Raw genomic sequence first — 26,981 nt, forward strand, 5'->3', positions numbered from 1 at the left:
GGCGACTCATAAACACGTAATCAGACGAGGTCGTCCGAGCGAAAATCTCTCACTTTTGCTGGATCTATTAGGGTGCCGATCGGTGGCTCCATTAGGGTGCTGATCAACAACTAGGGTACACATAATCTGGGTTTTTGTAATTTGAATCACAGACAGAACAAATATACCCCCGATCAGAAGCTGTCATCGGGACAAGATTCCCATCTTTCTTCCAGCATTTTGTACAATACGCAAGCCTGCTTACATCTTCTCGCATAAAAAATACGCCAATCTTACTGTCAAAATCAAGCCGATCATCTGTTTCCTTGCGCTTGCGCAGTTCGGCAAGCTCTGTCCGCAGGTCAACTATTTCATGCTTAGCATCCAAAACAGTTTGACGAAGATCTAATATCTTCTCAAGCAAATCACAAAGCTCTGAATTTTGTTTGATCTCCTGTACTTTCTTAAATGCTGCATGGGTGTCTTTTAGAACCTGCCCTCCGGCTGCCAACAATGCGAGATCAATCACTTCGCAATCCTCCAGTGCTGAATTTTTATAGGAAACCTTACAAGCATATCACAACAAATCAAGACCGATTTCGGGGTAAAAACCTGAAAGCCCATATATACGATATATCAATACCAAGTTCCCCCATACCTTCAGTCCGCTTCAGATTCTTGGAGAAATCGTCAGCGCCATAATCATCATCCAGCCCTTGCTTCAATAGATAGGCCGTCACCATCCTGGCCACCCTGCTACACCAGCAACCCCTTGACACCAGCAACCCCTTGACACCTGCCTTACCCTCTATTACAAAACCTCCTAACGAACGTAAGCGGGATTTGTAATCAGGAGTAAAGGACATGGCTGAAGGGAAGTTCATCTCATATCTGCGGGTATCCACCGCTAAGCAGGGGCTGTCAGGACTTGGCCTTGAGGCGCAGAGGAAGGCTGTCACCGACTACCTGAACGGCGGGAACTGGACCCTGTTGACTGAATACGTGGAGGTTGAGAGCGGGAAGAAGAACGACAGACCAGAACTGACCAAGGCCCTAGCCCATTGCCACCTCACAGGGGCCACGCTTGTCATTGCCAAGCTGGACCGCCTGTCACGCAATGCCCGTTTCTTGTTAGGCCTTCAGGAAGCTGGGGTTCACTTCATCGCCACCGACATGCCGACAGCAAACGAGCTTACAGTGGGCATCATGGCCCTTGTGGCACAGGAGGAACGGAAGGCCATCTCTGCCAGGACCAAGGCCGCTCTTGCTGCCGCCAAGGAGCGAGGGGTAAAGCTCGGATGCCCCAAGGGAGCCGCTCACCTCCGGCAGTACGGGAACGAGCTTGGTGTAGAAGCAGTGAAGCGTAATGCCGATGAGCGAGCCGGGAAGTTGGTTGATGTGGTCAGAGAGATTCAGGAAGCCCAAGGCATCACCAGCTTGAAAGGTATAGCTGATAAACTGAACAAGATGGGAGTGACCACGCCCAGGGGCGGGGCTTGGCATGCGTCTAGTGTGAAGAACCTACTGGCAAGGCTTGAATCGAGGTAGGCGGATGGCCTGTCCTTGTTTATGTTTCACAAATTATGTTTCACAAACAAACAGTAATCATCTGTTTTATTTTTTTCCGCTTGAGCCCCAAGGACCATCCAACGACCTAGACTGAACCAAGGGCCTCCCTCCTGGCCAAGTCAGGTTACTGGCCTAACAGGATCACCGGGCGGTTATCGTTTCACAGACCACAATAGGGGCATCGGACAAACGCCCCGGCCTTTCCTTCACCGCAGAACAAACAGACAGCCCGTGTCATGATGGCTTGCCCTCCTTGGTCTCTCCTTCTTCTCTCTCTCACATACCACGGGAGGGAGCAACGGGAAGAGAGGGCCTTGGCGTGTGCTGGCTGGGCGTAAGAAAAGCCACGGGGCATTCACGCCTTAACATGAGCATGTTGTGCGAGCCTGCACAGGCGATCTCTATGGCCCGCTTGGCCCGCTCCTGGCCCTTGACCTCCGAGAAGTCCCGCCGGAACTGTTCCTGCTCGCCCCACAGCCCCGCAACGTCGCAGACCAAAGGAGCGGTATCCTCTTCGCCGAGCACGAAACGCACAACCTGAGCCAGGCTTCTGCACCCGTACACCGGCAAACCCTGCACCACGGCGGCCTCCCTGCCGTTGGCCTCGGGCACGATCATGCCCCGGGCACCGGCTTCGCGGGCCCGGAGTGCCAGGGGCAAGGCACCCGGCACGGGTTTGAGTTCCCCGGAAAGTGAAAGCTCTCCGGCCAGATAAAGGCCGGAGAGCTTTTCTCCGGGGATGACTTCGGCCCCGGCCAAAAGGCCAAGGGCCAGGGGGAGGTCGTAGCCCGAGCCCTCCTTGCGGATGTCGGCAGGGGCGATGTTCACCGTGATGCGGCTGGGCGGCAGCTTGAAGCCCGAATTCTTGAGCGCCGAAAAAACGCGCTCCTTGGCCTCGCGCACCGCGCCTTCGGCCAGCCCAACCATGATGAAGGCGGGCATGCCCGAACGCGCCAGGTCCACCTCTAGCTCGATGGAGAATCCGTCGATTCCCAGCAAGGCGGCGGTGGAGACCTTGGCGATCATGCCTATTCCACCAGCTGCCCGATGCGTTCCCAGCGGATGTCGGTCAGGCTGGCCCAGGACCAGTACAGGATGAGCGCCTTGCCTTCGATGGTGTTGCGCTCGACAAAACCCCAGAATCGCGAATCGTAGGATTCGTCGCGGTTGTCGCCCATGACGAAGTATTTGTTCTCGGGCACCATGACCGGTCCGAAATTGTCCCGCCGGGGCACGGACGTCGAGGTGTCGACATGCTGGATGTAGGGCTCCTGAAGTTCCACGCCGTTGCGAAAGACCTTCTTTTCCCGGACCTCGATGACGTCACCCGGCAGGCCTATGACCCGCTTGATGAAGTCCTTGGAAGGATCCTCGGGAAACTCAAACACGATGATGTCCCCGTGCTCGGGACCTTCGCGCTCGATGATCATGGTGTTGGTGAAGGGAATCTTCACGCCGTATGCGAACTTGGTGACCAGCAGATGGTCGCCGATCTGCAAGGTCTGGAGCATGGATCCGGACGGAATCTTGAACGCCTGGACCACGAAAGAACGAATGAAAAACGCCAGGATGAGCGCCACGATAAGGGCTTCGGCGTATTCCTTGAGCATTGTCTGCCAACGAGGGTTCATGTGTTTACCTGCCTGATACGTAATCTGCCAATGCAGTTGTTATCGAAAGTAAGAGTCTATTCGTCCGACTGGAGGGCAGCCAGGAATGCTTCCTGCGGAATCTCCACGCTGCCCATGCGCTTCATGCGCTTTTTGCCTTCTTTCTGCTTTTCCAGGAGCTTGCGCTTTCTGGTAATGTCACCGCCGTAACATTTGGCCGTGACGTTCTTGCGCATGGGCGAAACCCGCTCACGCGCGATGATCTTGCTGCCCACGGCCGCCTGGATGATGATCTCGAACAGCTGGCGGTGGATGACCCGCTTGAGCTTCAGCGCCAGGGCGCGGCCCCGGTACGCCGCGTTGGAGCGGTGCACGATGACGGCCATGGCGTCCACGGGTTCGCTGTTGATGAGCACATCCAGCTTGACCAGATCGGCCACCCGGTAGTCAATGACCTCGTAGTCCAGGGAGGCGAAGCCCTTGGTCACCGACTTGAGGCGGTCGAAGAAGTCATAGACGATCTCCGAGAAGGGCAGCTCGTAGCTGATGACCACGCGGGTGGACGTCATGTAGCGCATGTCCTTCTGGATGCCGCGCTTCTCCTCGCAAAGGCCCAGCACGTTGCCGACATAATCGTTCGGGACGTGAATCTCCATGCGGACAAAGGGTTCGGCAATGGACTGGATCTTCTCCTGCGGCGGCAGGTTGCTCGGATTGTCGATGTCAAAGGTCACGCCGTCAATACGGGTCACTCGGTAGATGACCGAAGGAGCCGTGGCGATGAGCTTGGCCTGAAACTCGCGCTCAAGCCGTTCCTGGATGACCTCCATGTGCAGAAGCCCCAGAAACCCGCAACGGAACCCGAAACCGAGCGCCTGCGAGGTCTCGGGCTCGTAGTACAGGGCGGCGTCGTTGAGTTGCAGCTTCTCCAGCGCGGACTTCAGGGTGTCGTATTCCGCCGGCTCCACAGGATAGAGACCACAGAAAACCATGGGCTTGATGGTCTTGAATCCGGGGAAAGGGGAGGCTGTGGGATTGTCGGGGTCGGTGATGGTATCGCCGACCTGGGCATCTTTAAGCTCCTTGATGGCTCCGCACATGAAGCCGACCTCGCCCGCCGCGAGCTGTTTTATGTCCGTGGGCTCCGGCGAAAAAACGCCGAGCTTGGTGACCTCGAACTTCTTGCCCGTGGCGCACATCTGCACGCGCTGCCCGGTCTTGATCCGCCCTTCCAGAATCCTGAAAAGCACGACCACGCCCTGATACGAATCGTACCAGGAGTCGAAGATCAGGGCCTTGAGCGGCGCGTCAGTGTCGCCTTTCGGCGGTGGTACCCGTTCGACAAGACGTTCGAGCAGGTCTTCCACGCCAAGCCCGGACTTGGCCGAAACCTTGATGATGTCGGTGCAATCGATGCCGATGACTTCCTCGATCTCCTCAGCCACCCGTTCGGGTTCGGCGCTGGGCAGATCGATCTTGTTCAGGACCGGCAGCACTTCGAGGTCATTGTCCAGGGCCATGTAGACGTTGGCCAGGGTCTGGGCTTCCACGCCCTGGGTGGCGTCGACAACCAGCAGCGCCCCGTCGCACGCGGCCAGACTGCGCGAAACCTCATAGGAAAAGTCGACATGACCGGGCGTGTCGATGAGATTGAGGATATAGTTGCGGCCATCTTTCGCCTTGTACGGAATGCGTACGCTCTGGGCCTTGATGGTGATGCCGCGCTCCTGTTCCAGCTCCATGCGATCCAGATACTGATCCTTTTTCTGGCGATCGGAGATAAGCCCCGTCTTTTCCATAATCCGGTCGGCCAGGGTGGACTTTCCGTGATCTATGTGGGCTATAATACTGAAATTTCTGATATTTTCTTGTGTAGCCATATGTCCTGTGTTGGGAGAGAGACTTGCGTTCGTTACGGGTAAAACGTTTATTGATATTTGATTTTCTTTGGGATGTCCATTGAACGCAAGGAGGGACAAAATTCGGCGGAAAGAAACAAAAAGTAATAGATTCAATTGCTTAAAATATGGAGACACAAGCAAAAACAAGCCCGCTCCAAGGCCGGCATCGAAAGCGGGAACAGCGCTTGAGAACTTTTGAAATCAAGGATATATGATCGTTTTCCCACTACCTGCGACCAGGCTGGCGCCATGTCCAAACTCAAAGCGTTGCTTCTTCACCCGGATCCCGAAGTCAGGTCTCAATTGCGAGACATGCTCTCTCCTGTCAAGGAGATTGCCGTGCTCGGGGAGGCCGTGTCCTCGTTCGAGGCCCTGGAGATGCTGGCTTTCATTCCCTACGATGTCTTTTTCATGGGCACCGATCTCCCGCATGGAGTCAGCGGCATGGAACTGGCCGCGCATCTGGCCCAGGGCGACGACCCGCCCGCGCTCATTTTTCTGGCCACGGAAGAGGATCAGGCCTTCACCGCCTTCGAACTCGGTGCCGCCGACTACCTGCTCTGGCCCGCCAACGCGAACCGCTTCGCGCGCTCCATCGAGCGCCTGCGCCCGCTGCTTCCGCGCAAGAAGGCATCGCCGCCGACCCAGCCCCTGCAGGCCCGTCAGCACATAAGTGAAGAGACCGTGCAATTGTCCATGGGCGACGACGAGGAAGAGGTCTTCGTCAACGCCCTGCGCCAGGCGTGGGACATGAGCCGGGAGCGCTCTCCGGAGATCGAGAAGCTGCCTGTCAATCAGGAAGGTCGCCACATCCTCATTCCCTACACGCAGATCGTGTATGTGGAAGCCTACGAGGACTACAGCTTCGTGCACACGGCCCAGGACCGCTTCCTGACATCTTACCGTCTCAAGAACCTGGAAGCGCGCCTGCGGCCACATCGCTTCTGCAGGGTGCACCGCAAGTATCTGGTCAATCTGGACATGGTCACGGAGATCGCATCCATGCCAGGCGGCAATTTCATGCTGCGCACGGCCGGGCGCAAGAAGATCGAGCTTCCGGTCAGCAGGCGGCGCATCGGTGAACTGAAGAAAATTTTGCAGCTCTAGCGGCGCTTACCTGCCCCAAAAGGCCACTAGCCGAGAATGGGCTTTCCCCGAATACTAAAACGAGTACACAATATGGAACGACGCACCGGCATGAAACGCGGCCTGCCGCGCAAGGAGAACGCCATGAAAGAAACCGACATGGCCTATGGCGAAGAACTCGTCTTCCGCCCCCTGCCCCAACTGGTCATCGAGGCCAATGTCAATCCGCAGGAATTTGCCACGGCCCAGGCATCGGCCAAGGCCGACAACCTGGGGTATTGGGAAGACGCGGCCCAGGAGCTGGACTGGTTCAACAAGTGGGATGTGGTTATGGATGACTCCGAGGCCCCTCGCTACCAGTGGTTCAAGGGCGCCCAGTGCAACATCGTGTACAACGCCCTCGACCGGCACATCGCCACGGCCAACAAGAACAAGCTGGCCCTGATCTGGGAAGGCGAGGCCGGGGACACAAAAAAATACACCTATTATGAACTCTACCGCGAGGTGAACAAGCTGGCCAACGCCATGCGTTCACTGGGCCTTGGCAAGGGCGATCGGGTGGTGCTCTACATGCCGCTCATCCCCCAGACCATGATGGCCATGCTCGCCTGCGCCAAGATCGGGGCCGTGCATTGCGCGGTCTTCGCCGGCTTTTCGGCCAAGGCCCTGCGCCAGCGCATCACCGAGGTCGAGGCCAAGCTGGTCGTCACGGCCGACGGGTTCTACCGCAACGGGCGCATCGTCAACCTCAAAGCCACCGTGGACGAGGCGCTGGTGGGCGGGTGCGACTGCGTGGAGACCGTGGTCGTGGTCAACCGCGCCAAGCTGGACGTGGACATGGGCGAGGCCCGCGACATCTGGTACGACGCCCTGGTCCGCCAGGAGCGCTCCGACGCGGCCACGGAGATCATGAACTCCGATGATCCGCTCTTCATCCTGCACACCTCCGGGACCACGGGTGAGCCCAAGGGCATCGTGCACGGCCACGCCGGATACATGGTCGGACTGCACCGCTCGCTGGACTGGGTCTTCGACATCAAGCCCACGGACATCTTCTGGTGCACCGGCGACATGGGCTGGATCACCGGCCACAGCTACGTGGTCTATGGCCCGCTCATCGCCGGGACGACCACGGTCATGTACGAAGGGCACCCCCTCTATCCCCAGGCCGACCGCATGTGGGACATCGTGGCCCGTTACGGCGTGACCATCCTGTACACCGCGCCCACGGTCATCCGCATGCTCATGCGCTACGGCAACCAGTATCCGCGCATGCACGACCTCTCGACCCTGCGCCTCCTGGCCAGCGTGGGCGAACCCATTTCACCCGACACGTGGCTCTGGTTCTACAAATTCATCGGCCACTCCCAATGCCCCATCCTCGACACCTGGTGGCAGACCGAAACCGGCGGATGCATGATCAGCCCCTTTCCGGTCTCGGTCCTGAAACCGGGCTCCGTGCACCGCCCCATGCCCGGCATAGAGGTGGACATCGTCGATGAGGACGGCAATCCCGTGGAAGCCGGAGTCGCGGGCAATCTCATCGTGACCAAACCCTGGCCGTCCATGCTGCTTGATATTTTCGGCAAGCCCGAACTCCGCGACGCGACCTACTGGCCCCTGGGTCCCGGCAAATACTGGGCGGGCGATATCGCCACCCGCGACGAAGACGGCCTGATCTGGATCCACGGCCGCTCCGACGACGTCATGAACATAGCCGGGCACCGCATCGGCAACGTCGAACTCGAAAACGCCTTCCTGACCCACAAGGCCGTGGCCGATGCGGCCGTGATCGGCATCCCGGACAAGATCAAGGGGGAGGTGGCCAAGGCCTACATCGTGCTGCAGGCGGAATTCGCGGCCCTGGACGACCGCAACGAGATCATCCGCATGCTCAAGACCCATATCCGCAAGGAAGTGGGTCCCGTGGCCGTGATCCGGTCCATGGAATTCGTGGAGACCCTGCCCCGGACCAGCAGCGGCAAGATCGTGCGCCGGGTCTTGAAGGCCAGGGAGGCCGGGGTTCAGGTAGATCTGGCGGCAGTCGTGGAAGACTAGGCCGCACAGAAGGTCATGGTCGAAGCGCTCATTCCAAAGCACGGCGGGTAGCGAAGCCTCAAAAGTTTTCAGGTAGCGCTACTGGCCTACGACGTGACAGTGCTATTCTGTGAAAAATTCGTGGCCAAACGCAGCCGCACCCACGACCAGATGGTCCAGGCCGCACGCTCCGGCGTCCAGAACATCGCCGAAGGCAGCCAGGCATCGGGCACGTCGAAAAAGATGGAGCTCAAGCTCACCAACGTGGCCCGTGCCAGCCTGGAAGAGTTGCGCCTGGACTATGAAGATTTCCTGCGCCAGCGCGGTTTGCCACTGCTGGAACCTGAGCATCCGGCGCTGAAGCGATTCAAAGAGAAGCGCTGCGCGAAGCTGGATGATGTTCGGCGGTGGGTGAAAGAAGAAACAGAAAGACAGAAAGCGGTGGGCGAACACGGACTTTCAAGGCTCCCCACGGACAAAGCACAAAACATCCAGTCAGGTCCGGGGTCCGTGCCCGTCCGTGTCAGTCAGTGCCAGTCCACCACACCCTTCAGCCCTCTTTCCCCCGAAACCCTGGCCGCCAACGCCGCCCTTTCCCTCCTGAACCTGGCCTGCCATCTCCTGGATCGACAGCTTGCTGCCCAGGCTAAGGCCTTTATTCAAGAGGGCGGCTTCACCGAGCGGTTGCACCGCGTCCGATCACGGCAGCGCAGTTCCAAATAACAAACCTACCCCAACCCGCCCCTTAGCAGATCGGCATAAAGCCGAGCCTGAATATATTGGGCCAAGGCGGACACCGCGCGGTCGCAGACCGGGAAAACAGGCACGCCCTCGGCCATGAGCACGTCTCGCAAGGGATCATAAAGGCGGCCGCCGTCGATGACGCCGATAATCGGCTTGTCGCTCTGCCGGACCACTTCCGGCAGCAAGCGTGCAATGCTGCCTTCGGCGTGCAGGTCAAAAGCCGCGACATCGGTATCGGCCAGCGTGTGCATGGCCGGGGAAAGCGGGTCCAGACCCAGAACCACGGCGTCCACACCAGTATCGGCGGCCAGGATGGCGGCAATGCGGGCGTGGGCGTCATCGTCGGCGGCGGGGTTGATGTCCAGCGGGTTGACGATGCTGACCAGTGCGTCCAGCCGCTTCTCCCGCAACACCCCGGCGATCTCCTCCACGCTTTCCGGGGCGAATGGCGCAAGCTGCATGGAATAATCGTCGCTCTGGATGGAATCTGCCATGCCCACCGCCTCGAATCCCGCGCCGCTCACGGCCGCCAGCCGATTGCCCCGGATCTTCTTGCCGTTCAGGGTTTCAGCCAGCAGAAAAAGATCCTGAAACTGGTTGAAATTCTGGGCCACGATGGCTCCGGCCTGACGCACGCAGCTCTCGCAGACCATGAAGTCCCCGGCCAGTGAAGCGGTGTGCCCGCTGGTGGCGGACTTGCCTTCGGGTGTACGGCCCGCCTTGTAGAAGACCACCTCCTTGCCTGCCATGACCGCCTCACGCACGGCCCGGCAAAAAGCCAGTCCGTCAAGATCGCTGAAGCCTTCGGCATAGACCGCGATGACATCCACCTGATCCGAATCCTTGAAATAGCTGACCATGTCGCCAAGGGTCAGATCGGTCTGGTTCCCCATTGAAATCATGTAGGCTGGCACCAGTTCCGGGCACTGACTGCTGCGGTGCAGCATGAAGGCTCCGCTCTGACTGACCAGGGCCGCGCGGCGGTAGGGCTTGCCCCGGTCGCGGGGCAGCTTCTCCTCGGGGATGAACCAGGTGTCGTAGCGCCCGGGGCGGGAGACCACGCCCATGCAGTTGGCTCCGAGGAAAATCGGCCCGCCGTCGCCTTCCCCGTGGGCCTGATTGATCCGCGCCACCACCTGCGCGGCCCGCTCGCGGCTGTCCTCGGTCTCACCCATGCCGCCGGGAATGAGCATGACCGCGTGGGCCGCGTCCCTGCTGATGATTTCCTCCACCAGATCAGGCACCTGAGCCGCGCCGACGGCCACGACCAAAAGATCGAGCTTGTGCGGCAGCGCGGCCAGATCAGGCACGCACCGCACCCCGCTCTGATCCGGGACACCTTCGCGCAGGATGGTCACGTTTTCCGGGGCAAAGCCCTGGGCCAGGATGTTTTCCACAATGATGCGCCCGAAATTTCTGCGCGAAGACGAAACCCCGACAATGCCGATACGCTCCGGGTGTAGCAGCTTGTGGATTTTGCCCACCGGCCGACATGCGGGTTGCGACTCGGGCAGGGAAAAACGACACATGCCGTCCAAGGGTACCATCAGATAATCGGTGAAGGCGAAGGGATTGACCTCCAGTTCCTCGATGATGAAGGGCGCGTCCGGATTGTCCGGCGAATAAAAATTGGCCATGGCCACGAAACTTTCAAAGCACTCGATGAGCTGCTCGTCAGTGACGATGCGGCGCTGTCCCCGGGTCAGCCCGGCCAGTTTCTTGTAGGAGATGGTCTGGCGGAAAAGTTCGAAAAATGTCTGTCCATCGGTCATGGCCGTGGACGCCGCCACAATGGCCTGCCCCTTGCGAAAGCGTTGGGCGTAAAGCTCGGTGTCGGTCCCGCCGAGCCCGGCGCTTAAAACCATGCCGAACTCCCGCGTCCGCCGCAGGCCCACGATGAGCTCATGGCCAAAGGTGTCAGAGTCGGGAGGCATAAACTGCACCTGCAGCACACCCTTCAAATCCCGGCTGATGGCGGCAACCAGAGCCTGCCCGCCAAGTCCCCGGTAGGAGGGCGGCGCGGCGTCAGGATTGCGCCCGATCCAGGCTGCATAGTTCTCGGGCACCTCATAGAGCATGCGCCGCTGAGCCGACCGAACCCCCTGCGCCGTCTTACCCACAATCCGCACCCCGCCGACCTCGGTCTTGTGCACGATGGTCGGAGAAACGATCTTGAGCACCGCCTTCTCCCCGGGAATGGCCATCAACTCCTCATCCGAAACCCGCGCCCCACGGACAAGCAAATGGGCCCGAGGAGGAGTCTCGGCGCCGGATTTGGAGAGAAGGGAATAGACTTCGTATTCGTAAAGGAAGTTTCGGGATTCGGCGTGGGCGTGCTGAAACAGGGCCGTGATGGCCTTAAAGTCGATATAGTCGGGTGATTTCACGGGCGCTCCTTGGAGGGGATGATGCAGCGCATCATGCCCGGAGCAAGATTATCGATCAAGGGCGGACTTAAGATCTTTCAGAAGTAAAAAAAGATGATACGGGTCCGTCATGCTCGGCTCGAAATCCCAGGAAGCATACCATTCCCGGGCCTGTGCGTCCTTGGCATGCACAAGAACCGCCCTGATCCCCGCGATGTCCGCTGCCTGCAGCGTTCGCAGCAATGCATTTTTGAGAAGCGCCCGTCCCAGACCGTTACGCTGATACTCCACATCCACCGCCAGCCTGGCCAGAATCATGACCGGCACGGGGTGTCGGGCCAGCCCTTTGGCAACCCGGCACGGTGCATCCGCAGGTGATACGCTCCCAACGGCAAGGGAATAGAAGCCGGCCACGCGCCCCTTTGCAATGCTAACGTAGGTCTGGGCACAGCTGGCCTTCTGATTCATCAGCGCAAACCGCTGCAGAAACTGATTCAGCGCAGGCTGACCACAGTCGAACCCGTCGAGATCGTCACCGGCTTGGAGCTTGCGCACTGGTTCGAACATCAGTCAAGCACTCCGAATTCGGTAATGAGCCTGCGAAGTCGAGCCTTGGCTTGAACCGGTCTGTCGAGAGCCTGCTCGAAGGCTTCCCACTGAACCTCATCAAGCACGAAATGGCGGCGATCGGAAAGAGCCTGGTTTGCAGCATTGATACCTGCGTCCAACAAAAATTCGCTGACGCTCTTATGACTGGCGTGTGCGGCTTCCTGCAGCAGTTGCTTCACAGAAATACTGGCCCGCACATCGATCCTTTCGGTTTTGGACAATGTCGTGGTTGCCATAACCCCTCCTTAGTTCCTCTCTCTATAACGTCATGACAACGTCATGACAATACGTGACCGCAAAAAAGCCATAAGGGGTCAAGTCTTCTTTTGACTAAACTATCCCAAGCTGGCACTTTGCTCCCATGGCACGACCACTAAGAATCGATTTTAACGGCGCATGGCATCATGTCATGAACCGGGGACGGCAGCGGGAGAACATTTTCCGCGACGCCCAAGACTACAAGACATTTACCGACCTGCTCAAAAGCATATCGGAGATGTTCCGGATGAACGTCGCAGCTTATTGCCTGATGTCCAACCACTACCATATTCTGGTCCAGTCTTCCGAGGGCAACTTGGCGCGCGCCATGCGGCATCTCGGCGGCGTATACACGCAGTGGTTCAATCGGCGTTACGGTCTGGACGGGCAGCTTTTCAAAGGCAGATACAAGGCGATCTTGATCGGCGAAGACGAATATCTTCAAGGATTAATCCGGTACATCCACCACAATCCTTTGAAGGCCGGGTTGACCAAGTCACTGTCGGAATATCCCTGGAGCAGCCACGTTGGCTATCTCCGGCGTGGGGACGCATGGAAATGGCTGCATACCGAGACGCTGCTTTCGCAATTCTCCGACGATCCGGCCAAGGCGCGCGCCGAATATCGTCGCTTCATGGCCCGGGACGAAGACGAGGAGATCGAAAGGATTTTCTCCCTTAAGAAATTGCCCGCGATTCTAGGGAATTCGGACTTCGTCCAGACCATCAAAGACCGTTTTTTCGTAGCCAAGCTCAGCCCCGAAGTCCCGGAATCAAAGCAACTTGCGCCGGTCACAGTGGAGGCGATCAAAAAGGTCGTCTGCGAAGCCCATGGCGTCACCGAAAACGTCCTGGCCTCGTCAGTGCGAGGAGTCAATAACGATCCCCGTGACATCTCCATATATCTCTCCAGAATCCTCAAGGGAGACAGCCTGAAACAAATCGGGGAGCACTTCAAAATCGAGAAGTACAGCACCGTCGCCAGCGCCATCGCACGAGTGAAAAGGAAGGTTGATACAGATAAAAAAGAGGCTGAAAGAATTGAGAATATCATCAGGAGAATTAATAAAAGTCAAAAGAAGACTTGACCCCTTTTCTTCGGGATAGCCAAACGCGAGAAACCCTCGTCAATTGACGAGGGTTTAAAAAAAGACTTTGTCATGAAAATAATTTCGAACTAATTAATCGTACAATTTGCTCTTTGGTCTACAAGTGCAGGAGTAGCCGTAAATCCGCCATATTGCCCAGTACCTACTCGGCCGGCGACAAAGTCAATTTCGCCTGTATCTTCATCAATTGATACTTCTGTTGCGTTAAGGCCATTACCCGCAAGATCACTGCAATTAAACGCTTGTACAGCAGAATTATTTGCAAACTGTGCAGCCATCTCATTCATACAATTCCGCAAATCAGAGTTACAACCCTGTACAGCCGCATTTTTCTTATACTTCGTAAACTGCGGAATCGCGATCGCTGCCAAAATACCGATGATCGCCACAACGATCAAAAGTTCGACTAGGGTGAAGCCTTTTTCATTCTTTCTGAACCGGTTCATACAATCCTCCAATAAAGTTGGGTTGAGATATCCATGCTTGTAATGGGCTACTATCATTATCCGTGCCAAGGTGTCATTTCTTTTGTTTTGGGTTGGGCGGCGGTCTGGCGCAGAGTTAATCCTGCGGGGCGGGCCATGTTGGGTTTTGGCGGGAAACTCTTTTTTTTCATGATGTTGGGAAAGGCATGGATCCCCGCCTTCGCGGGGATGACCGAGGTGTGGCGGGAGGATTTTTTTTTGCGAAGGGATCTCTGTGTGCTTTCCTGGTCGCCGGAACAGGCAAACTGATGCGAATTCATGGTAGGGCTGACAAAATTTGTCAGTTCAAACCCATTTTTGGGCCCACGAGCGCCAATCCTTGACTTGCGCCCCAGATGACCTAAATCAGAAGGGCTGATTTCTGGCATCGGGCCGAGCAGGTCGAAGCACTTTTTTGAAGCTCTGGATACTTGCGAGGCTGTCGGAATTCATCCAAAAACAACCATAATGAGGAGGAACAATGAACTTCCAGACTGTTTCCCAGACCCGCACCGATGTGCAGGCAACGAACCTTTTCCTGCGCGGGGTCTACAATTGGATGAGCCTGGGCCTGGGGCTGACCGCTGTGGTCGCCTACGCCGTGGCCACCACGCCCGCCATCGCGCAAGTCATCTTTGCCAATCCCATAATTTTCTGGGGCCTGATCATCGCCCAGTTCGGCCTGGTGCTGGCCATATCCGGGGGCGTTCATCGCATGTCCGCCGGAACCGCCACGGGACTTTTTCTGCTGTACAGCGCCTTGACCGGCGCCACGCTGTCGTCCATCCTGCTGGTCTACACGGCGGCCTCCATCTTCAAGGCCTTCATCGTCTGCACCGGCATGTTCGCGGCCATGAGCGTCTACGGCGCCACTACCAAGAAGGACCTGACCGGCTGGGGCAGCTTCTTATTCATGGGGCTCATCGGCATCATCATCGCCTCCATCGTGAACATCTTCATGGCCAGCTCCGCCCTTGATTTCGTCATCAGCGGCATTGGCGTGCTCATCTTCACCGGCCTGACCGCCTACGACACCCAGAAGCTTAAAGTCATGGGCGAGTCCGCGCCCATGGACGATACCGTGGCCGTCCGTCGCGGCACCATCCTCGGCGCGCTGACCCTTTACCTGGACTTTATCAATCTGTTTCTCTTTTTGCTGCGATTCTTCGGATCTTCCCGAAACTAATCCAGGGGCGGCTGCTAGCCGCCCTTTTCCTTTTTCGGCGCCCATACCATGACTCCTGACCGCATCTCTCGTCTGCAAAGCCAGTTCCCACACATACTGGGCCCCTTAAGCAAGGCCTACGCCCGGCTCATGCGCCTGCGCGCCAGGCTCTACGCCTCAGGCAAACGCGTGTCCTGGCGGCCCCCGGCTCCCTGCATCAGCGTGGGCAACATCTCCTGGGGAGGCACGGGCAAGACACCGGTCGTATCCTGGCTGCTGGACTGGGCCCGTGACGAGGGGCTCCGCCCCACGGTGCTGACTCGCGGCTACGGCGGCAAACCGCCGCACCTGCCCTATGCGGTCCAACTTTTGAGTCCGCCTCACGAGGCGGGTGACGAACCGCTGCTGCTCAAACGCACGCACCCCCAGGCCCAAATCCTGGTCGATCCCAACCGCGTCCGGGCGGGCAAGATCGCGGCCAGAAAAATGGCCGATCTCTTTGTCCTCGACGACGGGTACCAGCACCTGCGCATCCAGCGCGACCTGAACCTGTGCCTCCTGTGCCCGCGCGATCTGGATGAGGAATGGAACCGGGTCATCCCCGCCGGATCATGGCGCGAGGACACCTCGGCCCTAGCCAGGGCCGATGCGTTTCTGATCAACACCATGTTCGACGATGACGGGTGCCTTGAGACCATCGCCCACATCAAGCTGGCGATCCTGGGCAAGCCCATCTTCTTTTTTCGGGTCACCGCCCGGGGCGTGGCCAACGCCTTGACCGGCGAGACACAGGACACGCTGGACGGCCAGCGCTTTATGCTCGTCACGGCCATCGCCAATCCGGACAAAGTGTGTCAGACTTGCAAGACCGATCTCGGAGAAAAGCCGGTCCGTCACCTGATCTATCCCGATCATCACCCCTTTGGCATCTCCGACTGGCAGGCCATTGTCGCGGCCGCCGAACGCAACAACTGCGCGCACATCGTCTGCACGCCCAAGGACGCCGTCAAACTGGCGCCCTTTGCCGATGAACGGCTGTGGACTCCGCAGCTGACGACATCCTTTTCAACCGCTGGCCCTCTGTCGTTTCGCGACTGGCTCGGCGATCGTTTTCACAACCTACCATGGACTTTACATGCCCCCGAAAAAGCAAGCTAAACAAACCAAATTTTCCAAGAAAAACCTCCTTACCGCCCTGCACCAGGCCGGTGCGCCCATGCGCAGCAAGAACATCTACGACCTGTTCGACGCCGACGCCTCCCTCAAGAAGGTCATCAAATCAACGCTGGCCCAGATGGTCGAGGGCGGCGAAATCGTGCAGATGGGCAAGAGCTACGGGCTCCTGGACAACCTGCCGCGCATGACCGGCACCCTCGACGTGCGCCGCTCCGGAGTGGGCTACCTCATTTCCGAAGACAAAAAGCAGAAGGATCTCTTCATCCACCCCAGCAACTTCGGCGGAGCCTGGCCCGGCGACAGGGTCGTCGCCGTCATCGACACCTCGCGCAAGAAGGACTCCCCGGAAGGACGCGTCGTCGAGGTTCTGGACCGGGCCACGCGTGAGCTTCTGGTCAGGGTCAGCCGACGCATCCATCAGGACAGCTATTTCTGCCATCCCACGGACTCGCGCATGCCCTTTTACACTGTGGTCGATACCAGCGGCATCCCCAACCCCGAGAAAGGCGATATCCTGAGCGTCGCGCCGGTGGAGGAGCAGGAAAAGGGACTTTGGCGCTGCACGGCCCTGCGCCGTCTGGGAGAAGAGCGGGATCTGGCCACGCAGGAGCTGCTCGTCAAGACCGGCTATTCCATTCCCGAAGTCTTTCCGGTTCCGGCGCTGCGGCAGGCCGAAGCCCTGCCGGATGCCCCCTCTCCCGAGGACTGGGCGGGCCGAAATGACCTGCGCCGCCTCGCACTGGTGACCATCGACGGCGAGACGGCCAAGGATTTCGACGACGCGGTCTACGTCGAACGGCAGGAGAACGGATACCGCCTGGTCGTGGCCATTGCCGACGTGGCCCACTACGTGCCCGAAGGCTCCCCGCTGGACGTCGAGGCGCTGGCCCGGGGCAATTCCTATTATTTCCCGCTCTCGGTGGAACCCATGTTCCCCGAGGCCCTGTCCAACGGACTGTGCAGCCTGCGGCCGATGGTTCCTCGACTGGCCATGGTCGTGGACACGCCCTATTCGCTTGACGGAGAACCCGGCGCGCCAAGCCTCTACAACGCCGTGATCATGAGTCAGGCCCGCCTGACCTATAATCAGGTGCAGGCCGCCCTGGACGGCTCGCCGGACCAGGACACGGCCCCGCTTCTGCCCATGCTACGCGACGCCGAGGAACTGGCCAGAATTTTCATGAAGCGCCGCATGGATCGCGGCTGCCTGGATTTCGACATCCCCGAGGCCCAGGTCCGCGTGGTCGAGGACATCATCAGCGTCCACGCCGGAACCCGACTCTTCAGCCACCGCCTGATCGAGGAGTTCATGATCGCGGCCAATGAACGCGTGGCCGAATACATGGGCGCGCGCCAGCGCGTCTTCCCGTACCGCATCCATCCCCAGCCCGACGAAAAAAAGCTGGAGACCCTGCTGCGCATGCTCTCGCACACCAGCCTGGTGGACCGCCTGCCCAAGGAAATGAACCAGATGGGCCTGCAGCAGATCTCGCATGCGGCCAAGGGCACGGACATCGAATATCTGGTCAACCGCCTCATCCTGCGCACCATGATGCAGGCGCAATATTCGCCGGACAACGACGGCCATTACGGACTGGCCTCGGTCGCCTACTGTCATTTCACCTCGCCCATCCGCCGCTACGCGGATCTTCTGGTGCACAGGTCACTCAAAAGGTTGTTGGCGGGCGAAGCGGAAACAATGAGCGTGGGAGACGTGCAAGGCATCTGCGAAGGACTGAACGCCCTTGAACGCAAGGCCATGGAGGCGGAGCGGGAGATTCAGAAGAGATCGGCCATTCTGGCCCTTGAGGATCGGATTGGAGAGGAGATGCGCGGGGTTGTTTCCGGAGTGGCCGATTTCGGCTTCTGGGTGGAGCTTCTGGACATGCCCGTGGACGGGCTGGTGCGACTCGCCACCCTGGACGACTTCTTCGTCTTCGACCCGGAACGCCAGGACCTGCTCGGCCAGCGCACCGGAAAAACCTTCGCCATGGGCCAGACCTTGAACGTGATTCTTGAGGCCGTAAGTCTGGAGAGGGTGGAAATCAACTTCACGTTGCCCTGAAACTTGCTCAGTAGAATGTCACGTAATTGCTGAAGTGCAACTTGCATTCATACTGCGTTATGCCCATTCACATGGATTTCCTCTGAGGGTAGACGCCAATTCACCGAGTCATTCCCGCGCAGGCGGGAATCCATCTTCCGGCCATAAAAAGAACAAAGGCATGGATCCCCGCCTGCGGGGATGACTCGAGTGGGGTGCTAGCGTAGCGCGTGCACGCTAGCATGGATCCCCGCCTTTTCAGAGGTCACTGCAAAAAATCGTCATCCCCTTGAAGAAGGGGATCTACGCCTTTCTAAGTATTTGAAAAGAATGGATTCCCGCCTTCGCGGGAATGACACTCAGGTTCATCCACGACTTTTTGCAGGTGCGTCTGAAGAAGGGGAACCCTACCTTTTTTAACTACATGAAAAGAATGGATTTACACTTTCACGGGAATGACATGCAGGTTCTTTCGCTACTTTTTTGCAGTGCAGTCTTTTCATGAAGACGGCAAAAACGAAGTCGCAATGAAACGACAAAATACGTATTTCGTTTACATCCTCGCCAGCAAACTGAACGGAACCCTTTACACAGGAATTACTTCAAACCTTTCCGCCCGCGTATGGCAGCACAAAAACAATGTTGTGGAAGGGTTCACCCAAAAACACTTCGTCCATAAACTTGTCTATTTCGAAGAGCATTCGTCACCAAGTGACGCAATCTTGCGGGAAAAGCAGATCAAAAAATGGAACAGGAGCTGGAAAATCCGATTGATAGAGGAGAAAAATCCTGAATGGAAGGATTTTTGGGAAGACATTACGTCATTCTAAAACATAAAAAAGGCAGGGATCCCCGCCTGCGCGGGGATGACTTCGAGAGAATGCGGATGGTTATTTCAAGAAATCTGCATGCCTCAACGCCGACAACGCTGAGCGTTAACCAACACTATCCGTACATCACAATGTGCATATTCCCGCAAAGACTTGCTTGTGTCCGAAGATTGCCATTCCCCGTTCACTTCCCGATGCAAAATCCGTCGAACACGGCGCTCAGCACCTCCTGGGAGGAAATCTCACCCGTGATTTCCGCCAGAAGGACGCAGGCCGTGTCCAGACGGACGGAGAGGATGTCATAGGGCTGTCCGTCCGCGAGTTCGTCCAGCATTTGCGCAAGCTCTTCGCCAGCACGGACCAGGGCCGTGTGCTGGCGCAGGTTGGGCACCAGCGCACCGGCTTCTGGAGCGCCCGTGGCGGCCACGATCCGGCGGATTGCCGCCAGCAGGTCAGACACGCCCTGGCCATGCTTGGCGGATAGCGGACACAACTCCCGTTCATTCCATGGGCTCTCCCCAAGCCAGGCAGGCTCGCCGCCCACAAGATCCATCTTGTTGGCCACAACGAGCAGATTGTCCGTATTCAGGGCCAGGTCCAGATCCTCGGCTCCGGGCCCGAGCTCGGAATCGATGACCAGCAAAACCAGATCGGCCCTTCCGAGAAGTTCGCGGCTGCGCTCGATGCCCAGGAGTTCAACGCTGTCGAGAGACGCGCGCAGGCCCGCCGTGTCCACCAGCCGCACAGGCAGGCCGTCAATCTGCACGGATTCCTCCAGATAGTCCCGCGTCGTACCCGGAATGTCGGTCACTATGGCCCGGTTGATCCCGAGAATCGCGTTCATAAGGCTCGACTTGCCCGCGTTGACCTGCCCCGCCAGAACCACCAGGGCCCCGTCGCGCCAGCAGCGGCCGCGATCGTAATTGTCGGCCAGCTCGGCCATGGCCTCGCGGACCTCGGCAACACCTGCAGCCAGATCCTCGGGGGCCAGGCACTCGACCTCGTCCTCGGGAAAATCCACAGCCACGCAAAGTTGCACGCGCAAGGCTTCAAGACCGGCCCGAAGCTCGCCGATACGACGCGCCAGCAAACCCTCAAGCTTGCTCCCGGCCAGACCAACGGCAACGGCCGTGGGCGCGCCAACCAGCTCCATGATGGCCTCGGCCTGGGTCAGATCCATGCGTGAATTGAGAAAGGCCCGCTTGGAAAATTCGCCCGGCGCCGCCAGCCGCGCGCCATGCTCCAGACATTCCTCCACCACCCGGCGCAGAACGGCGCCGCCGCCATGACACTGCAGCTCGACGACGTCCTCTCCTGTGAAAGAACCCGGACCTGGCATGAAAGCCGCCAGCACCTCATCCAGAAAATTCCCTCCAGCGTCTCGCAGTTGCCCGTGATGCAGATGGTAGGGTCTAAAAGCCGTGAAGCCCGGACGAGAGGAATGAAAAAGACCGCGCGCGATTTCCCCGGCGGCCGGGCCGCTCAGGCGGACAATGCCGATGGCGCCCTGGCCGGGAGGAGTGGCGATGGCCACGATGGTGTCGGAATTTGTGTTCATGATAAAAAAAAAGCGGGCCGAAGGCCCGCAAAGTTTAGGATTGACGAGCCTGGGCGGCTTCCTGACGTCTGGGTGGCCGACCGCCGGGTTTGCCGCGCTTGACCGGCAGGATGAGAACCCGCTTCATGTGCCCTTCGCCCTTGCTGCGCGTCTGCACGCCACGATCGTCCTGCAAGGCCATGTGCACGACCCGGCGATGGAAGGACGACAAAGGCCGGGTACTCTGTACTCTTCCGGATTTCTTGGCTTTCTCCGAAAGAAACTGAGCAATGCCGAGAAGCTGCTCCTCCTGTTTCTGGCGATAGTCGCCCGCATCCAGCTGGATGCGCGGACTCTGGGGCCAAGATTTGGAGACGATGCGGTTGGCCAGATACTGGAGCGCGGTGATGGTCTGCCCGTCGCGGCCAATGATCAGGCCCGAGTTGTCCTCGTCCTCGATGAGCACGGTGATGGGGCTTGACGCCACGTCGATGGCCAGGGTCACGTTGACCGCGATGGGCTTTATGAGGGCGGTCATGATCGTTCGGATATCCGCTTCCAACCGGACCATCTCCTCGGGGGAAAGCGTCGTGACGGGGCGAGGCTCATCTTCCTCGTCGAAATCAATGACTGCATCCGTCTCAAGGGCGGCATCGTCGGCCAGGACCACTTCCTCATGCAAAGCCGGAGCGGCTGCCTGTACGGCACGCACCGGTTCGGCCACAGCGGGCACTATAGGCTCGTCCACAGCCGGATACAGGCGACGCCTTTTGGCCCGGATGGTCGCCTTTTTGGCGCCAAGGCCGAATATTCCGGATGATCCGCCACTGACGATTTCAATTTCCAGTGCCTCGCGCTGAGTGGCGAAAAACCGGCATGCGTCATCAATGGCCTGGTCCACGGTCTTGGCCTGAAAATCCTTGTATGTATTCATCCAGCTCTCCTTCACGTTCCTGAAAAAATCAAAAAACGCATCACGGCATGCCCGGCGGCGTCCACGAACGGACGCCGCCGGGCATGATCTCAATGCTACTTCGACTTTTTGATCATGTACGACTGCTGAGCGATGGACAGCAGGTTGTTGATCAACCAGTACACGACCAGACCGGAAGGAAAGTTCAGGAAAAGGAAGGTGAATATGACAGGCATGAACATCATGATCTTGGCCTGCATCGGATCGCCCATGGGCGGAGACAGACGCTGCTGCAGGAACATGGTCGCGCCCATGATCAGCGGCGTGATGTAGTAGGGGTCCTTGGCTGAGAGGTCGGCCAGCCAGACCAGATCCGTGAAGGGCAGGGTCGGGATGAAGGCCGCATGCCTGAGCTCGATGGCGCCGAGCAGGGCCTGGTACAGGGCGAAAAACACGGGAATCTGCAGCAGCATGGGCACACAACCGCCAGCCGGGTTGACCTTGTAGGTCTTGTAGAGCTGCATGATCTCGGAGTTCATCTTTTCGCGGTCGTCGGCGTACTTTTCACGAATCTTGGCCATCATGGGCTGCAACTTCTTCATCTGCTCCATGGACTTGTAGCTCTTGTGCGACAAGGGCCAGAAGAGGAGCTTGATGATGATGGTCAGGATGATGATCGCGATACCGTAGTTGCCTACATAACCGTACAGAAATTTCAGAAACTGATTGAGCGGCTTGGCGATGATGTCGAAAAAGCCGTAGTGCATGCTGCCTTTGAGGTCCTTAGGCATGATGGCCAGGTCCTTGTCCGTCTTGGGCCCGAAATAGTAGGACACAGTGCGCAGCTGCGTGATGCCTGGATCAAGCAGGACCTGATCGGCGACGGTCATGCGGTAGACATTGTCCTCAAGCTTGGCGCGGGCAAACATGTCCGAAGAGGTCGGCACCATGGCCAGCAGGAAGTAGTTACTCTCGATGCCGCCCCACTGGGCCGGAGTGGGGGATTCAACACCGATCTGCAGATCCTTCTGGCTATCTTCCTCGGTCAGGCTTCCGGCGGCCATGTAGGCGATCTTTGTCATGTTGTACTTGTCGCTCTCGGCCGTGAGCGGAACGCTGGACACGGAAAAGGCCAGATGTCCCTGAACCTGTGCCGCGGTGACGTTGGTGATCTTGACCTCTTCCTTGACCTCGTACGTGCCGCCGGTGAAGGTCAGCACCCGGTCCATCTGCACGCCGCCGACGACGCCGCTCAGCTGGATGGTACCGCTCTGACCGTCGGAAAGATCCAGATCTCCGCCCTGTACGGTCCATTCGCCCTGGGCCCAGGTCGGCATGGAATTCCAGATCAGACCCATGGGTGCCTTGGTCACGGACTGCGCCGTGACCAGATCGATGTTTTTGGCGCCCGGATCAATGGTTTCCTTGTAATCCTTGAGCTCGAAACTCTCCAGCACGCCACCGGAAGCGTTGATCACGGCGTGATACAGGGGCGTTTCAATGGAAATCTTTTCCCCTGTGGAAGGAGCGAACTGCACGGTTGGCGAGGAAGGCATCACCGGCGTCCCATCCTGGGGAGCGGGAGCCTCGGTCTGATTGGGTGACGTAATATTCTGGGGTGCCGTTTCCAGGGGCGTGACCGGCGGAAACATGTAATTCCAGCCCAGAAGCACCAGCAGCGACAGGGAAACAGCGAGGATGACGCGTTTATTGCTATCCATTGATTTCAATCTCTCTTTGACAAGTTAGGGGAGGGAACCGGATCGTAACCACCGGCACACAGGGGATGACAACGCAACAACCGCCAGATGGCAAGGCCCATCCCCCGAAAAATTCCATGAGACAAGACGGCTTGCCGGGCATATTCGGAACACGAAGGAGTGAAACGGCAACAGGGAGAATAGAGCGGGGATATCAGATACTGATACAGGGAAAGGATGTATACGAAGGCTTGGCGCATGAAAACTCCGGAAAGGCCTAGGCCGCTCCAACCCGGGACACGATTTTTGTCATCAGTGGACCAAGTTCCGAGGACACCTGCGCAAGGTCCATGGAATCCACGCAAACGCCCCGCTTGGGCACCACGACAATGTCCGCGCGCAGGTGAAAATCATGCCTGTGAAGCCGGAAGTACTCCCGGACCAAACGCTTGACCCGATTGCGCCGCACGGACTTGCCAATTTTTCTGCTCACCGTAAGCCCAAGACGCCAGGACTCCCCGGCATCTTCCCGCTCGAGCACAAAGAGGGTGAAACTCTTTGAAAAAAAACGACGGCCCCGGTCATAACAGCTACAAAACTGGGGCCGTCTCTTCAGTCGATACGAGGGAGGGTAGGCTAGACGGCTAATCTTTTTCTTCCCTTTGCTCTTCTGCGGCGCAGCACGGCCTGGCCGTTCTTGGTCCGTGAACGAACCAGAAACCCGTGACTTCTCTTACGCTTGGTGGTGCTCGGTTGATATGTTCTCTTGCTCATTTCATTTCTCCTTCAAAAAAAGTAAACTGGGAATGTAGCCGCAAATACTTAACGCGTCAAGATGCATTGCGCTCTTGCCCGCTGGACAATTCCGCCCGCATCCACCAAACTGGCCAGACCAAGGAGGAGTACATGTTTTTTCATACCCCTGACTGGGAAATGACCCTGTTTCGGTGGATCAATCAGAGCTGGCAAAACCCGCCCTTCGATTATCTCATGCCCCTGTTCTCAAGCTCGGCCTTCCTGTGGGTCCTGGCCATCACCATGGTCGCCTTCGGCCTCAGACAGGGGCGCGTGTCCATGGTCGTCGTGCTTGCCCTGGCCGCAAGCATCGGCGTCTCCGACCTGACCTGTTCCCTGATCAAGGACAGCGTGGGCCGCGTGCGCCCCTACAAGAGCATCGGCGAAACCCGCTACCAGGATTCGGGATCATGGGCGACCCTGCCGCAGGACTTCACGACCACCAAACAACGGGGCTCGTCCTTTCCTTCCGCCCACGCGGCCAACTCCGCAGCGGCTGCTCTCGTCCTTTTCGCCACATTCCGCAAGAAGGCAATATGGGCCCTTCCGCTGGTCATCGGATACTCGCGGATCTATCTTGGAAAACACTTCCCCATGGACGTTCTGGCGGGCTGGGCCACGGGACTGGCCGTGGCCGGAGTCCTGCTCCCGCTCTATCCGTTGCTCTGGAGCCGCTTGCGCTCTCGATGGATCAGATAGAGGTTCCGGGTATAAATGATGGAACCCGTCGACTGGCCGACAATGAAAACGATGTCCTTGCGCAGAATGGCATAGGTCAGCAGAAAAAAACTGCCCAGCAAGCTGAAGTACCAGAAACTTATGGGGATGACGCTTTTCTTCTCCCTCTCGGAGACGATCCACTGCCAGAAAAAACGCATGAAGAAAAATCCCTGGCCCGTAAAACCGATGGCCAGCAACCACCACTGTGTCGTTAATTCCATGTTCCGCCCAAGGCGCACCTGCGCCGTATAAAAAAATCTTCCCGTCTCCACCGTTCGCCCCTATCCATATAATGCAGGACGCGCCGGCAAAGGCGCGAGAAAAAAGGGTCAAGCCCGAAATGTCATTTCACGTTCGTATCGGAGACCACGTATCCGATATGCCGCTTCTGCATCCAGCGCACCGCGAGCAGATCATAGGCAGATGACCAGGCCCGGTCCCATATGCCGTACTTGGAGACGCCCTTGCTGCGTGGACGATGGTTGACGCGCACCTCCGCCACCCGTGCCCCCTCAAGCTTCATGAGAGTGGGCAAAAAGCGGTGCATGCCCGTGAACATGGGAATCCGCTTGACCATCTGCGCACGCATTACTTTAAGAGAGCAGCCCGTGTCACGGACAGTTTCACGGCTGATCCTGTTGCGCACCCAGTTGGCAAAACGCGAGGCGTAGCGCTTGACCACGCTGTCCTGACGCTTGGCCCTCCAGCCGATGACCATGTCGACGCCCTGAGCATAGACCTGAAGCATGGCCGGAATGTCGGCGGGATCGTTCTGCAGGTCCGCGTCCAGGGTCACGACCACGTCGCCGGAGGCATAGCGAAAGCCGGCGGCAAAGGCGGCGGACTGCCCGCAGTTCCGGGCAAAGGACAAGAAGCGGACACGCTCATCCGCCCCGGCCAGGTCCCGAATGACGGCCAGACTGGAGTCCGTGCTGCCGTCATCCACCAGGACAAGCTCCCAAGGGTAGGTCAATCCTGACAGGCTGCGGGTTATCTCGGAGTACAGATCACGAAGATTTTCTTCTTCGTTATACACTGGAATAATTAAAGAAATTTTATTAATTGTGTTTTTCATAAGAAAAAAGTGAATATAGCATTTGACAAGGCTTGTAAACCTACATAGAAAGCTCTTCTCACATGGCGCGGGGTGGAGCAGCATGGTAGCTCGTCGGGCTCATAACCCGAAGGCCGTAGGTTCAAATCCTGCCCCCGCTACCAAAGAAATCTAAGGCTTAAGAGCAAAACTCTTAAGCCTTTTTCTTTTGTGCCCCTCTTGCCATCCAGAGATTTTCCGCTTTTTTGTTCACCGCCCGAAATAATATCTTCTCCTTTGCACGATGCTTGACGAAGCCGTTCACGGTGAATTTGCCATGACGAATTCGGCCCGAGCCTGGGGGCGGGCAGGCAAATTCAGCCAGGAGAACCAATCATGGCCCGCCATGAGCAAAAAGGCATGCCCCATCTTCGGCCGGTATTTGCCCGTTCTGTAAATGCGCGAGGCAAAAAATCCGGGCCGCCGGTCAGCTTAGTCTCCTCCCGGCAAAGGCCGCCGCAAGAATGACCGCCATGCCGATCACGGCGTGCGGGGTCACGGTGGCGCCCCGGATCAGGGCGGCCAGCAGCACGGCCAGAGGCGGGGTCAGGTATGAAAGATAGCCGATGAGGGTCATGTTGCCTGTGGTCACGGCACGGTTCCAGAGCGTGAAGGATAGCCCCAGCGGCACCAGGCCCAGATAAAGGGCCGAGAACAGGGCCCCCGCCGGAGGCAGGGCCTGCGGAGCGCTTGCGGCGTAGACCAGGGTGGAAAAGAGGGCGGCCAGGACCGTGAAGGCAGGCATGTAGTCACGGGTGAGTCGAAGACGGGACAGCGCAACCGAGAAGCTGCTCCAGACCAGTCCGCAACCGAGGGCCATGAGGTAGCCGGGCAGATAGCGCGTTTCAAAATGCAGGCCTTTGCCTCCGGACACGACCAGGCCCGCACCCACGAGTCCGACCAGCGCCACGCCCAGAACAGGAAGGGACAGGCGCTTGTTGGCCAGAATGGAGGACATGACGACTATCCAGAAAGACCAGGTCGTGGTCAGAATGGCTCCCTCCACCAGGGGCGCGTGGTCGAGGGCCAGGTAGTACAGCGCGTGGTAGCCGAAGATGCCGGCCACGCCCAGCGCCGTGAGCTTCAGGTCCGGCCAGGGGATGGCCCGCCGCCGGGAGATGATCATCTCCTGCGCCACGAGATAAAGCGCCGCCGGGACAAAGCTGAAAAAAAGCAGCTCCGTGACATCGAGCCCGTCCAGACCGCTGCCCGTGGCCGCCGGCAGACTCGCCCAGCACAGCACCGCGCCGAATGCGTAGAGATAGGGTTTCATGGTC

General features: G+C 58.3%; 27 protein-coding genes, 1 tRNA gene and 2 pseudogenes. 12 read left to right on the plus strand and 18 right to left on the minus strand.

Annotation, left to right across the window (positions count from 1 at the left end; translation table 11 throughout):
- Positions 1–103: 103 nt before the first annotated feature.
- On the minus strand, positions 104–508 hold the full coding sequence (locus tag H4684_RS02410) for a hypothetical protein (protein WP_192622708.1): 405 nt from the start codon (positions 506–508) through the stop codon (positions 104–106).
- Between the two features lie 335 nt (positions 509–843).
- Between H4684_RS02410 and H4684_RS02415 the strand changes: the two genes are divergently transcribed.
- Entirely contained in the window at positions 844–1,527 is a 684-nt protein-coding gene (locus H4684_RS02415) for a recombinase family protein (RefSeq protein WP_192622709.1), read from the plus strand.
- Positions 1,528–1,911: 384 nt separating this feature from the next.
- Here the strand turns inward: H4684_RS02415 and H4684_RS02420 are convergent.
- The 3 genes and pseudogenes from H4684_RS02420 to lepA form a co-directional block, all read right to left on the minus strand.
- Positions 1,912–2,574 (minus strand): annotated as a pseudogene (locus tag H4684_RS02420) (magnesium chelatase domain-containing protein); the annotation flags it as partial.
- 2 nt (positions 2,575–2,576) lie between these two features.
- Entirely contained in the window at positions 2,577–3,179 is a 603-nt protein-coding gene (gene lepB / locus H4684_RS02425; protein ID WP_092189934.1) for a signal peptidase I, read from the minus strand.
- 56 nt (positions 3,180–3,235) lie between these two features.
- The gene (gene lepA / locus H4684_RS02430) at positions 3,236–5,038 is read right to left on the minus strand and encodes a translation elongation factor 4 (RefSeq protein ID WP_092189932.1); all 1,803 of its coding nucleotides are present in this window, start codon (positions 5,036–5,038) and stop codon (positions 3,236–3,238) included.
- 270 nt (positions 5,039–5,308) lie between these two features.
- Between lepA and H4684_RS02435 the strand changes: the two genes are divergently transcribed.
- From H4684_RS02435 to H4684_RS21090, 4 genes and pseudogenes are all read left to right on the plus strand, one after another.
- Positions 5,309–6,166, plus strand: a complete 858-nt coding sequence (locus H4684_RS02435) for a LytR/AlgR family response regulator transcription factor (protein WP_092189930.1) — start codon at positions 5,309–5,311, stop codon at positions 6,164–6,166.
- Positions 6,167–6,256: 90 nt separating this feature from the next.
- The gene (acs, locus tag H4684_RS02440) at positions 6,257–8,203 is read left to right on the plus strand and encodes an acetate--CoA ligase (protein WP_192622836.1); all 1,947 of its coding nucleotides are present in this window, start codon (positions 6,257–6,259) and stop codon (positions 8,201–8,203) included.
- Between the two features lie 75 nt (positions 8,204–8,278).
- Positions 8,279–8,467 (plus strand): annotated as a pseudogene (locus H4684_RS20935) (four helix bundle protein); the annotation flags it as partial.
- 225 nt (positions 8,468–8,692) lie between these two features.
- Entirely contained in the window at positions 8,693–8,905 is a 213-nt protein-coding gene (locus H4684_RS21090; protein WP_318779607.1) for a four helix bundle suffix domain-containing protein, read from the plus strand.
- Between the two features lie 5 nt (positions 8,906–8,910).
- Here H4684_RS21090 and H4684_RS02450 read toward each other — a convergent pair whose 3' ends face one another.
- The 3 genes from H4684_RS02450 to H4684_RS02460 are packed head-to-tail and all read right to left on the minus strand — an operon-like array spanning position 8,911 to position 12,137.
- A complete protein-coding gene (locus H4684_RS02450; protein WP_192622710.1) occupies positions 8,911–11,313 on the minus strand; it encodes an acetate--CoA ligase family protein in 2,403 nt (800 codons plus the stop codon).
- A gap of 48 nt (positions 11,314–11,361) precedes the next feature.
- Positions 11,362–11,859, minus strand: coding sequence for a GNAT family N-acetyltransferase (locus tag H4684_RS02455; protein ID WP_192622711.1), 498 nt, complete (start codon positions 11,857–11,859; stop codon positions 11,362–11,364).
- Complete coding sequence (locus H4684_RS02460) at positions 11,859–12,137, minus strand: type II toxin-antitoxin system TacA family antitoxin (protein ID WP_192622712.1); 279 nt, start codon at positions 12,135–12,137, stop codon at positions 11,859–11,861. Before H4684_RS02460 ends, H4684_RS02455 begins: the two co-directional genes overlap by 1 nt.
- A 125-nt stretch (positions 12,138–12,262) precedes the next feature.
- Here H4684_RS02460 and H4684_RS02465 point away from each other — a divergent pair, with 125 nt between their 5' ends.
- Entirely contained in the window at positions 12,263–13,246 is a 984-nt protein-coding gene (locus H4684_RS02465) for a transposase (RefSeq protein WP_192622713.1), read from the plus strand.
- Positions 13,247–13,335: 89 nt separating this feature from the next.
- On the opposite strand, the gene H4684_RS21095 is transcribed toward H4684_RS02465, so the two are convergent.
- Positions 13,336–13,713, minus strand: a complete 378-nt coding sequence (locus tag H4684_RS21095) for a prepilin-type N-terminal cleavage/methylation domain-containing protein (protein WP_318779603.1) — start codon at positions 13,711–13,713, stop codon at positions 13,336–13,338.
- A 56-nt stretch (positions 13,714–13,769) separates the two neighbouring features.
- Positions 13,770–14,120 carry a hypothetical protein gene (locus H4684_RS02475; RefSeq protein WP_192622714.1) on the minus strand — a complete coding sequence of 117 codons (351 nt, stop codon included), beginning with the start codon at positions 14,118–14,120 and terminating at the stop codon, positions 13,770–13,772.
- 92 nt (positions 14,121–14,212) lie between these two features.
- Between H4684_RS02475 and H4684_RS02480 the strand changes: the two genes are divergently transcribed.
- From H4684_RS02480 to H4684_RS02495, 4 genes are all read left to right on the plus strand, one after another.
- Positions 14,213–14,917: a Bax inhibitor-1/YccA family protein gene (locus H4684_RS02480; RefSeq protein ID WP_192622715.1), complete on the plus strand. Its 705-nt coding sequence runs from the start codon at positions 14,213–14,215 to the stop codon at positions 14,915–14,917.
- A 48-nt stretch (positions 14,918–14,965) separates the two neighbouring features.
- A complete protein-coding gene (gene lpxK / locus H4684_RS02485; protein ID WP_192622716.1) occupies positions 14,966–16,054 on the plus strand; it encodes a tetraacyldisaccharide 4'-kinase in 1,089 nt (362 codons plus the stop codon).
- Complete coding sequence (gene rnr, locus H4684_RS02490; RefSeq protein ID WP_192622717.1) at positions 16,032–18,137, plus strand: ribonuclease R; 2,106 nt, start codon at positions 16,032–16,034, stop codon at positions 18,135–18,137. Before lpxK ends, rnr begins: the two co-directional genes overlap by 23 nt.
- A 506-nt stretch (positions 18,138–18,643) precedes the next feature.
- Positions 18,644–18,946, plus strand: a complete 303-nt coding sequence (locus tag H4684_RS02495; RefSeq protein WP_192622718.1) for a GIY-YIG nuclease family protein — start codon at positions 18,644–18,646, stop codon at positions 18,944–18,946.
- A gap of 184 nt (positions 18,947–19,130) precedes the next feature.
- Here the strand turns inward: H4684_RS02495 and mnmE are convergent, their stop codons facing one another.
- From mnmE to rpmH, 6 genes are all read right to left on the minus strand, one after another.
- Complete coding sequence (gene mnmE, locus H4684_RS02500) at positions 19,131–20,504, minus strand: tRNA uridine-5-carboxymethylaminomethyl(34) synthesis GTPase MnmE (protein ID WP_092190226.1); 1,374 nt, start codon at positions 20,502–20,504, stop codon at positions 19,131–19,133.
- A 34-nt stretch (positions 20,505–20,538) separates the two neighbouring features.
- Positions 20,539–21,417, minus strand: a complete 879-nt coding sequence (locus tag H4684_RS02505; protein ID WP_192622719.1) for a Jag family protein — start codon at positions 21,415–21,417, stop codon at positions 20,539–20,541.
- A gap of 95 nt (positions 21,418–21,512) precedes the next feature.
- Positions 21,513–23,117: a membrane protein insertase YidC gene (gene yidC / locus H4684_RS02510; protein ID WP_092189914.1), complete on the minus strand. Its 1,605-nt coding sequence runs from the start codon at positions 23,115–23,117 to the stop codon at positions 21,513–21,515.
- Between the two features lie 5 nt (positions 23,118–23,122).
- Complete coding sequence (yidD, locus tag H4684_RS02515) at positions 23,123–23,356, minus strand: membrane protein insertion efficiency factor YidD (RefSeq protein WP_092189912.1); 234 nt, start codon at positions 23,354–23,356, stop codon at positions 23,123–23,125.
- Between the two features lie 17 nt (positions 23,357–23,373).
- Entirely contained in the window at positions 23,374–23,745 is a 372-nt protein-coding gene (rnpA, locus tag H4684_RS02520) for a ribonuclease P protein component (protein WP_092189910.1), read from the minus strand.
- Positions 23,733–23,870: a 50S ribosomal protein L34 gene (gene rpmH / locus H4684_RS02525; protein ID WP_015775318.1), complete on the minus strand. Its 138-nt coding sequence runs from the start codon at positions 23,868–23,870 to the stop codon at positions 23,733–23,735. The genes rnpA and rpmH overlap by 13 nt, the downstream gene beginning before the upstream one ends.
- A gap of 132 nt (positions 23,871–24,002) precedes the next feature.
- Between rpmH and H4684_RS02530 the strand changes: the two genes are divergently transcribed.
- A complete protein-coding gene (locus H4684_RS02530; RefSeq protein ID WP_092189908.1) occupies positions 24,003–24,590 on the plus strand; it encodes a phosphatase PAP2 family protein in 588 nt (195 codons plus the stop codon).
- Here H4684_RS02530 and H4684_RS02535 read toward each other — a convergent pair.
- Together H4684_RS02535 and H4684_RS02540 are read right to left on the minus strand one after the other, a co-directional pair.
- Positions 24,545–24,832, minus strand: a complete 288-nt coding sequence (locus H4684_RS02535; protein ID WP_092190224.1) for a lipid-A-disaccharide synthase N-terminal domain-containing protein — start codon at positions 24,830–24,832, stop codon at positions 24,545–24,547. The two genes, H4684_RS02530 and H4684_RS02535, sit on opposite strands and share 46 nt — an antisense overlap.
- Positions 24,833–24,954: 122 nt before the next feature.
- Positions 24,955–25,686 carry a glycosyltransferase family 2 protein gene (locus H4684_RS02540; protein WP_092189906.1) on the minus strand — a complete coding sequence of 244 codons (732 nt, stop codon included), beginning with the start codon at positions 25,684–25,686 and terminating at the stop codon, positions 24,955–24,957.
- Between the two features lie 66 nt (positions 25,687–25,752).
- On the opposite strand from H4684_RS02540, the gene H4684_RS02545 reads away from it, so the two are divergent.
- A tRNA-Met gene (locus tag H4684_RS02545) sits at positions 25,753–25,829 on the plus strand.
- A 302-nt stretch (positions 25,830–26,131) separates the two neighbouring features.
- Here the strand turns inward: H4684_RS02545 and H4684_RS02550 are convergent.
- Positions 26,132–26,977, minus strand: coding sequence for a DMT family transporter (locus tag H4684_RS02550; RefSeq protein WP_092189904.1), 846 nt, complete (start codon positions 26,975–26,977; stop codon positions 26,132–26,134).
- Between the last annotated feature and the right edge of the window lie 4 nt (positions 26,978–26,981).

It is taken from the genome of Desulfomicrobium macestii, from assembly GCF_014873765.1.
Taxonomy (GTDB): domain Bacteria; phylum Desulfobacterota; class Desulfovibrionia; order Desulfovibrionales; family Desulfomicrobiaceae; genus Desulfomicrobium; species Desulfomicrobium macestii.

Coding starts and splice junctions, on each gene's coding strand:
- H4684_RS02455 (WP_192622711.1), bottom strand. CDS start 11,859: ATGTTCGAACCAGTGCGCAAGCTCCAAGCCGGTGACGATCTCGACGGG.
- lepB (WP_092189934.1), bottom strand. CDS start 3,179: ATGAACCCTCGTTGGCAGACAATGCTCAAGGAATACGCCGAAGCCCTT.
- H4684_RS02540 (WP_092189906.1), bottom strand. CDS start 25,686: ATGAAAAACACAATTAATAAAATTTCTTTAATTATTCCAGTGTATAAC.
- H4684_RS02435 (WP_092189930.1), top strand. CDS start 5,309: ATGTCCAAACTCAAAGCGTTGCTTCTTCACCCGGATCCCGAAGTCAGG.
- H4684_RS02530 (WP_092189908.1), top strand. CDS start 24,003: ATGTTTTTTCATACCCCTGACTGGGAAATGACCCTGTTTCGGTGGATC.
- H4684_RS02460 (WP_192622712.1), bottom strand. CDS start 12,137: ATGGCAACCACGACATTGTCCAAAACCGAAAGGATCGATGTGCGGGCC.
- yidC (WP_092189914.1), bottom strand. CDS start 23,117: ATGGATAGCAATAAACGCGTCATCCTCGCTGTTTCCCTGTCGCTGCTG.
- H4684_RS02495 (WP_192622718.1), top strand. CDS start 18,644: ATGAAACGACAAAATACGTATTTCGTTTACATCCTCGCCAGCAAACTG.
- lepA (WP_092189932.1), bottom strand. CDS start 5,038: ATGGCTACACAAGAAAATATCAGAAATTTCAGTATTATAGCCCACATA.
- H4684_RS21095 (WP_318779603.1), bottom strand. CDS start 13,713: ATGAACCGGTTCAGAAAGAATGAAAAAGGCTTCACCCTAGTCGAACTT.
- H4684_RS02550 (WP_092189904.1), bottom strand. CDS start 26,977: ATGAAACCCTATCTCTACGCATTCGGCGCGGTGCTGTGCTGGGCGAGT.
- lpxK (WP_192622716.1), top strand. CDS start 14,966: ATGACTCCTGACCGCATCTCTCGTCTGCAAAGCCAGTTCCCACACATA.
- yidD (WP_092189912.1), bottom strand. CDS start 23,356: ATGCGCCAAGCCTTCGTATACATCCTTTCCCTGTATCAGTATCTGATA.
- acs (WP_192622836.1), top strand. CDS start 6,257: ATGAAACGCGGCCTGCCGCGCAAGGAGAACGCCATGAAAGAAACCGAC.
- H4684_RS02505 (WP_192622719.1), bottom strand. CDS start 21,417: ATGAATACATACAAGGATTTTCAGGCCAAGACCGTGGACCAGGCCATT.
- rnr (WP_192622717.1), top strand. CDS start 16,032: ATGCCCCCGAAAAAGCAAGCTAAACAAACCAAATTTTCCAAGAAAAAC.
- mnmE (WP_092190226.1), bottom strand. CDS start 20,504: ATGAACACAAATTCCGACACCATCGTGGCCATCGCCACTCCTCCCGGC.
- H4684_RS02475 (WP_192622714.1), bottom strand. CDS start 14,120: ATGCCAGAAATCAGCCCTTCTGATTTAGGTCATCTGGGGCGCAAGTCA.
- H4684_RS02535 (WP_092190224.1), bottom strand. CDS start 24,832: ATGGAATTAACGACACAGTGGTGGTTGCTGGCCATCGGTTTTACGGGC.
- H4684_RS02465 (WP_192622713.1), top strand. CDS start 12,263: ATGGCACGACCACTAAGAATCGATTTTAACGGCGCATGGCATCATGTC.
- H4684_RS02480 (WP_192622715.1), top strand. CDS start 14,213: ATGAACTTCCAGACTGTTTCCCAGACCCGCACCGATGTGCAGGCAACG.
- H4684_RS02415 (WP_192622709.1), top strand. CDS start 844: ATGGCTGAAGGGAAGTTCATCTCATATCTGCGGGTATCCACCGCTAAG.
- rpmH (WP_015775318.1), bottom strand. CDS start 23,870: ATGAGCAAGAGAACATATCAACCGAGCACCACCAAGCGTAAGAGAAGT.